Annotated in this window: 8 protein-coding genes and 1 pseudogene; 4 read left to right on the forward strand and 5 right to left on the reverse strand. The window is 61.6% G+C overall.

Translation table 11 applies throughout. From position 1 onward, the window contains the following. From EN750_RS12325 to EN750_RS12340, 5 genes and pseudogenes are all read right to left on the reverse strand, one after another. On the reverse strand, nucleotides 1-150 hold a 150-nt coding region (locus EN750_RS12325; RefSeq protein WP_145967593.1), incomplete at its 3' end, for an antibiotic biosynthesis monooxygenase. A 154-nt stretch (nucleotides 151-304) separates the two neighbouring features. Beyond that, a pseudogene (locus EN750_RS40640) lies at nucleotides 305-748 on the reverse strand (TonB C-terminal domain-containing protein); the annotation flags it as partial. Further along, nucleotides 723-1,223 (reverse strand): hypothetical protein, encoded by a 501-nt coding sequence (locus EN750_RS40645; RefSeq protein ID WP_245482685.1) that lies wholly within the window; start codon nucleotides 1,221-1,223, stop codon nucleotides 723-725. The gene EN750_RS40645 and the pseudogene EN750_RS40640, both read right to left, overlap by 26 nt. An 85-nt stretch (nucleotides 1,224-1,308) precedes the next feature. Then, the gene (locus EN750_RS12335) at nucleotides 1,309-1,752 is read right to left on the reverse strand and encodes a hypothetical protein (protein ID WP_023812248.1); all 444 of its coding nucleotides are present in this window, start codon (nucleotides 1,750-1,752) and stop codon (nucleotides 1,309-1,311) included. 5 nt (nucleotides 1,753-1,757) lie between these two features. Next, nucleotides 1,758-3,956 (reverse strand): TonB-dependent hemoglobin/transferrin/lactoferrin family receptor, encoded by a 2,199-nt coding sequence (locus EN750_RS12340; RefSeq protein WP_127396588.1) that lies wholly within the window; start codon nucleotides 3,954-3,956, stop codon nucleotides 1,758-1,760. Nucleotides 3,957-4,154: 198 nt separating this feature from the next. On the opposite strand from EN750_RS12340, the gene hemP reads away from it, so the two are divergent. The 4 genes from hemP to EN750_RS12360 all read left to right on the forward strand — a co-directional run. After that, on the forward strand, nucleotides 4,155-4,367 hold the full coding sequence (hemP, locus tag EN750_RS12345; RefSeq protein ID WP_127271521.1) for a hemin uptake protein HemP: 213 nt from the start codon (nucleotides 4,155-4,157) through the stop codon (nucleotides 4,365-4,367). Nucleotides 4,368-4,491: 124 nt separating this feature from the next. Continuing rightward, on the forward strand, nucleotides 4,492-5,553 hold the full coding sequence (locus tag EN750_RS12350) for a hemin-degrading factor (protein ID WP_127396589.1): 1,062 nt from the start codon (nucleotides 4,492-4,494) through the stop codon (nucleotides 5,551-5,553). A 10-nt stretch (nucleotides 5,554-5,563) separates the two neighbouring features. Then, on the forward strand, nucleotides 5,564-6,472 hold the full coding sequence (locus EN750_RS12355) for a hemin ABC transporter substrate-binding protein (RefSeq protein WP_127396590.1): 909 nt from the start codon (nucleotides 5,564-5,566) through the stop codon (nucleotides 6,470-6,472). Nucleotides 6,473-6,483: 11 nt separating this feature from the next. Then, on the forward strand, nucleotides 6,484-6,831 hold a 348-nt coding region (locus tag EN750_RS12360; RefSeq protein ID WP_145967595.1), incomplete at its 3' end, for an iron chelate uptake ABC transporter family permease subunit.

Here is a 6,831-nt window from a genome sequence, read left to right on the forward strand (position 1 = left end):
GCCTTCGGTCTCGTTGACCGGGCCACGCAGCAGATGGAATTCCCTAAACCCCTTCATCTCAGCAAGGCTGGAATCGCGGTTCTTCCAGACGGCTTCGAAGTCGTTCTCCGAGCCGGTCTGCACCTTGAAGCGGTTCATTGCGATGTACATTGCGGTTCCTTTCGTGCGGATGTTGATGATTGGCGGCTGCAGCGTTTGTTCTGCGCACATTCAAAATGGGCCGATTTCGGTCTCGAACTCCAAATTTGCGCTTGCTGCCTGTGGTGGAATCGGAGGGAAGGGGGGCTGCCTTGCGGACAATGCCAAGCGCTGCCTGATCGAAAGCCGCCGATCCTGAGGTTTCCAGAATGCGCAACTCGTTTATGTTGCCCTTCTTGCCTATGACGAATGTGACAACCGCATTGTTGCGTGCCGCCAGCTGTAGGGAAGGCGGGAGGGTGCGATTGACGCTGCCGAGCTTTCTAAAAACATCGCCGCGGTAGTTGTCTTCCGCGGCCGTGCCTGCCTCCTTTTGCCTTTTGCCCTTGTTGGCTGCTTGCGCCGACCGGTCCTCGCCATCCGCCGCGCCGCGCTTCTCATCCGCCGTCTTTGAAGGGACAGCTGCCGGAGTTGGCCTGGCTCTAGGGATCGGAGGCCGCTCCGGAACGGCGACAGGCGCTTCCGTGCTCTCGGCCTGAACGGTTGGCTCCGCTGGTGTTTCGGCCTTCCTATCCACGGTCTGATCATCGGAGCGCGGGGCGCCGGCCACCAATTGTCGGCGTCAGCCTCTGCTGTTTGACAGCTTCCGGCAAAGGCTTGAGCGGCTTTGCTGCGTCCTTCACGGGTTGCGAAGGCTCCGTTGGCGGCGACGGCTTGGGCGGCGTTGCCGGCTGTGGTTTGGCCGGTTGCGGGCTGGGCACCAGTGCAACGTTTATTGCCGCCGGGTCCTTGTCCAGCGCGCTGCCGGCCACGTTGCTGCCCGACTGTTCACTACCTTCCGGCTGCTCGGCGTCCTGGAAACTGGAAATCCCCGTAGGGGAGATCAGAAAGGCCGCCGCCACCGCGACATGGAGCAGGCAGGAGACGACGATCGCCGCCGTCCATTTGCGGCTCCAGGCCGATGGCCGCGGCAGCGCGAGCGGCTCGGTTGGCTCTATGGTCAGCTCGGCGCCGGCCTCGGGGAGGGGATTGATGTCCTGCATGTCTCGCCGCGAGACCTGCAGCGACAAGAGCAGAGTTGTCAAATCAAGATCGTTCGCCGGCAGTCTGCTATCGCCGGCCAGAGGCTGCACTACGGTGTTTCGCGGCAATGCATGATGCAGCCCCACCTCAGACTCCGAAAGCGATCCCGGTCTTGGTGTCCGTCTTCAGCTTTCGCATGCAGGCGTTCGGTTCGACGCCGGTACCGGTGCATTCGGTCGCGCTGTTGATCAGCACGCGGCTGACTTTCGAGCACTCGGTGCCGGCCAGATCGAAACGCGTCACCTTGGTCTTGCCTGCCGGCAATTCCTTGAAGTCGAGCACGGTCAGCCGGTCGACGACGCCGGCCTCGTTGAACAGGGCGATCTCGAACGCCGCCTTGGACAGGTCGGCGCCGAGATTGTTGTTGACCACGAACGTCAGGCGGCAACCCTTGTCGGAAGGTTGCGCACCGTTGAGTTCAAGGGTCAGCGCAGGGACCGGCGCGGACTCTTGTGCCCACGCCGGAACCATCGCAAGCGACATCGCCAGCATCGAGGTCAGCAGACGAAGGGATGTCATCAAGCTCGTCATGGTCATCAGCCTCCAAATCGCATCGTCGCCGCCAGCTTCAGGGTGACGCCCGGCTCGTAGGCCGCGAAAACCGGCTGCGGCGGCTGGCCGGCCGTGGTCAGGTTGAGCGGGTTGGCGTATTTTACATCGAACAGATTGTCGGCGCGGAAATCAATCTTCAAATTGTCCGTCGCCTGGTAGCTGGCGAAAGCATTGACCAGCGTGTAGTCCTCGGCGATCGGATTGCCCTTGGGCTTGCCATTGTATTGCACTTCGCCGCCCACGGTCAGCTTGTCCTCGAGGAAGCGCAAGCCGAGCTGCGCGGTGACCTGGGATGAGGGGATGGTCAGCAGGTCGGCCCGAACGTCCTTGTAGGAAATGGTATGACCATTGGTGATTGAGGCCGAGAGCCCGGCATAGCCCCATCCGGCATCATAGACGCCCTCAAGTTCGAAGCCGTCGATCTTGGCCTTGGCAAAATTCTGGTACTGGAAGCATATCGGGATACCGGGTCCGCTCGGGCAGCCGGCTGTCGGGTCAAACCGCGACAGGGTAACGCCATCGATGTAGTCTTCGACATCGTTGTTGAAATAGGCTGCCTTGATGCGCAGCGCATCGCCGACTTCGAGGATGTCATCCTGCTTGTAGTTGACGCCGAATTCGACGGTCTTTCCGGTTTCCGGCCGCAGATTGGGATTGGGCAGGAACGGGAAGGTGACACCTGCCGGATGGCGACCGCTGATCAGTGTTTCCGACAGGGAGGGTGACCGGTATCCTTCCGCATAGGTGCCGTAGAATTGCAGGCCGGCAAGGCTGGCGCTGTCAAAAGGCGAGACGCCGACGGTGATGCGCGGCGACAACCGGTCCCCCGACGTTTCGTGTGTGTCATCCTTGAGGCTGTAATTGTCGTAACGCAGCCCGGCGATGACTTCGAGCCACTCCCAGGTGAGCTTGTCCTGGACATAGGCGCCGGAGACGTTCCGCTTACCGGAAGGCGTGTAGAAACTGTCGCCACCGGCCGTGCCGCCGGTCTCGACTTTATCGCCGGCCCAGTCGCCGCCATAGGTCAGTTCGTGCGCGATTCCCGCAGTCTCGAATCTGGACGTGTTCCAAATGTCGATGCTGGTCGTGCCGATGTCGAATGTCGATGTCGAGCCAGCCGGCAAAACAACTGGAAGGCCGGTGCTCGGGTCAAACCGGTTGAGAGGCACGAGGCTGGTCAGATCGAGATTGGTCTTGTTGTAGGAGGTGTTGATATGGAGATCGAGCCAGCTCTTGTCCTCATCCGTAATGTTGTAGCGGGCGGTGAAGGTGTTCGACTTCAGGTCGACGTCATTGACCGGCACGCCGCCGCTGATCTCGTTCCAGCCGTCGCTTGAGCCGACCCAGCCGAGCTTCAGCTCACTGTTGTCGGTCGGCCGGATGGTGGTCTTGAGCAGGCCGCTAAGCACATCGAAGCCGGTGCCCTTGACGGTGTCGCCACCGCCATCCTTGTAGTCGTCATAGTTGCGGTAGACGATGTTGCCGAGCACATCCCAGTTCTCGTTGAGGCGGTAGGCACCGGATGCGCTTGTTGTCCAGCCCTTGCCGTTGCTCTCATAGCGTCCCGTGACGGAGCCGGCCCATGTTTCTTCCGGCTTAAGGAAATCCCCGGCGTCCTTGGTGTCGAAGAAGACGACGCCGCCGATGGCGCCTGAGCCATAGGTGTTGGCGACAGGACCACGGATAACATCCACGGATTTGACGAGTTCGGGGTCGATGTAGAAGGTCGACTGCGTGCCGTGGTCGGAACGCTGGAAGTTCTGACGGGCGCCGTCGACGATGACCGCGACGCGACCAAAATCCTGCAAGCCTCGGATGTTGATACTGGTGCTGACGCGTCTGGCGTCGGCCTGCGCCGCGACACCGGGCACGCCAAGCAGCATCTCATTCGGCGTCGTCGCCATGCGGCGGTCGAGCTGTTCCTGGCCGACATGGCTGGTCGATGCCAGCGATTCGATCGCCGTCTCGCCGGTGCGGCTGATGACGAGGATCTTGTCGAGCAGCGTTGCTCCCGCTGGTGCGGCGTTTTCTTCTTCAGCCTTCTTCGTTTGCTCTGTCGGCTGCGCCGCTTGCTGGGCGTTAGCCAATTGCGCCGACAAGGCGATAGCCGCCACGCTTGCCAACAATGCCGCCGCGCCGTTCGCCGCCGACCGGCCACGCCATTCCCAAGTCACCAACCCCATGCCCCAACTCCAAAGTCCAGGTTTCATGCTGGCTGGCCCGGGGCTGGCTGGCATTTTTGATCGTCTCCGGCGTCTTAAATGTTGACTCATTTAATCCGGTATTGCACTGACTAGTAAACATGATTATTCAAGTCAAGAAATGAATCGGATTACGCAACGCCTAGCCAGACGCCCGGCACAGGAAAGGGATCGACAGAGATGAACACCCACAATCCCAACGATTTTCGCTATCGCGTCCGCCGTTCCGACGATGCCTCGGCCCCCACCCGTTTCGACCGGGTTCCGCTGGCGGTGCGAACCCTGTCCAGCAACACTCTGTTCCAGGGCGAGCACGAGATCGGCATCGAGCATCACGGTGCGCTCTACCGGCTGAAGATCACCCGTCAGGGCAAGCTCATTCTCAACAAGTAAGGCTAGAGCGGTTCACCGTTTCACGGAAACGCCGAACCGCTCTAGCTCTTTGTTTTAACGCAATTCCGGACGGAAAACCGTTTCACGCTTTTCCCGGAATTGCTCTAGGCAGCAGGGACGAAACATGGATCAGCGCGTAAAACCCGCCCCGCATGAAATCCGGCGGGCACGGACAGACAATCCGAAGACGCGCGAGCGTGATCTGGCTGCCCAGCTCGGCATTTCGGAAGCCGAACTGGTCGCCGCGCATTGCGGCGACGGCGTCGTGCGCATCGAGCCGCGCGTCAACGATCTTCTGACCGGCCTCGAGGCCGTCGGCGAGGTCATGGCGCTGACCCGCAATGAGAGCGCGGTGCACGAAAAGATCGGCGTCTATGACAAGGTCGTCACCGGCAACCACAATGCCATGGTGCTTGGCGAAAACATCGACCTGCGCATCTTCCCGAAGGTCTGGGCACACGGCTTTGCCGTCGAGAAGCGAGACGGCGACGAAATCCGCCGCAGCCTGCAGTTTTTCGATGCGGCGGGCGAGGCCGTGCACAAGGTGCATTTGCGTCCGGCCTCCAGCCTCTATGCCTATCAGAAGCTGGTTGCCGCGCTCGAATCGTCCAATCAGGAGCCGACCGTCGACATTTCGGGACCACTCCCCGATGACGAGAGCCATGGCGACGAAGCGGCCGCCAATCTCGACGATCTGCGCGACCGCTGGAGCCGGCTGACCGATGTGCACCAGTTCTTCGGCATGCTGAAGACGCTGAAGCTCAGCCGCCGGCAGGCGGTGCGCCTGGTCGGGCAAGACTATGCCTGGCAGCTCGACAATGATGCCGTCCGTGCCATGTTTCATCACGCTGCGGAGGGCGAGATGCCGATCATGTGCTTTGTGGGAAACCGCGGCTGCATCCAGATCCATTCCGGTCCGATCAAGTCGATCAAGCCGATGGGGCCATGGATCAACGTGCTGGACGAAACCTTCCACCTGCATTTGCGGACCGACCACATCCAGGAGGTCTGGGCGGTGCGCAAGCCGACCAAGGACGGTCATGTCACCTCGCTTGAGGTCTATGATTCCGACGGCAAGATGTTCATCCAGTTCTTCGGCAAGCGTCATGAAGGCGAAAGCGAGCGGGACGACTGGCGCTTCCTGGCGGAAAACCTGCCGCGCATCCCAAGCGCGACCGCAGCCTGAGGAAAATGCGATGCGTTTTTTCCCAAGATTGTCGACCGTGCGCGGATCTATTTTCCGGCCGGTGATCGGTATCTCCATGGCTGTTATCGCACTGCAATCCGCCAGCGCCATGGAAGGCACGGCCGTGTTTGCCGATCCTTCGAAAATCGTGGCCGTTGGCGGCTCGATCACCGAGATCGTCTATGCGCTCGGCGAGGAAAAGCATCTGGTGGCTCGCGATTCCACCAGCCGGTACCCAAAGGCGGCGCTTGAGCTGCCCGATGTCGGCTATATGCGTGCGCTGTCACCGGAAGGCGTGCTCTCGGTCAACCCGACCGGCATCCTGGCGTTGCATGGCAGCGGTCCCAAGGAAGCCGTCGACGTCTTGAAGAAGACGAGCGTGCCGTTCATCGAAGTGCCCGAGCACTATAGCCACGAAGGCATCCTCGAAAAGGTCCGTATCGTCGGCAAGGCGCTCGGCGTCGACGCCAAGGCCGAGGTGCTCGCCGGGGAGCTCGATGCCAAGCTCACGGCAGCCGAGAAGCCGACGACGTCGATCAAGGAACGCAAGCGCATCCTGTTCGTGCTGTCGATACAGGGCGGCAAGATCCTGGCGGCCGGCAGCGAGACCGCGGCCGACGGTATGGTCAAGCTGGCTGGCGGCGTCAACGCGGTCGAGGGCTTTTCCGGCTACAAGCAAATGTCCGACGAGGCGATCATAACCGCCAGACCGGACGTGATCCTGATGATGAGCAATGCCGGGCCTCCGGTCTCGGACGACGAACTGTTCGGCAATCCGTCGATCGCCTCGACGCCGGCCGGAAAGGCGCGCAAGCTGATCCGCATCGACGGTGCCTATCTGCTCGGCTTCGGGCCACGCACGGCCGATGCCATCCACGACCTCGCTGTCTCGCTTTATGGCGGGCAGGTCACGGACTGAACGGGCGGATCATGGTCGATCAATCGATCGCCGGCCCGGTGATGGCAAGCGTATCCGAAGGCGACAGGTCGGGCCGCGCCCGCATCGTCATCCTTCTGCTGTGCCTGGGGCTGGCGGCTGCCGTTTTTCTGTCGCTGACATCGGGGGCTTCGGACGCTTCGGCCGTCAACGTCATCGGGGGCTGGCTGTTCGGCACAGTGCCTGATGACGCTGCGGTGAGCGCCCGCGACAGACTGATCGTCTATGACATCCGCCTGCCGCGCATCATCCTCGGCATGCTGGTCGGTGCGGCGCTCGCGGTCTCCGGCGCGGTCATGCAGGGACTGTTCCGCAATCCGCTGGCCGACCCCGGCCTGATC

The sequence above is a fragment of the Mesorhizobium sp. M7A.F.Ca.ET.027.03.2.1 genome (genome assembly GCF_003999175.1).
Classification (GTDB): Bacteria; Pseudomonadota; Alphaproteobacteria; order Rhizobiales; family Rhizobiaceae; genus Mesorhizobium.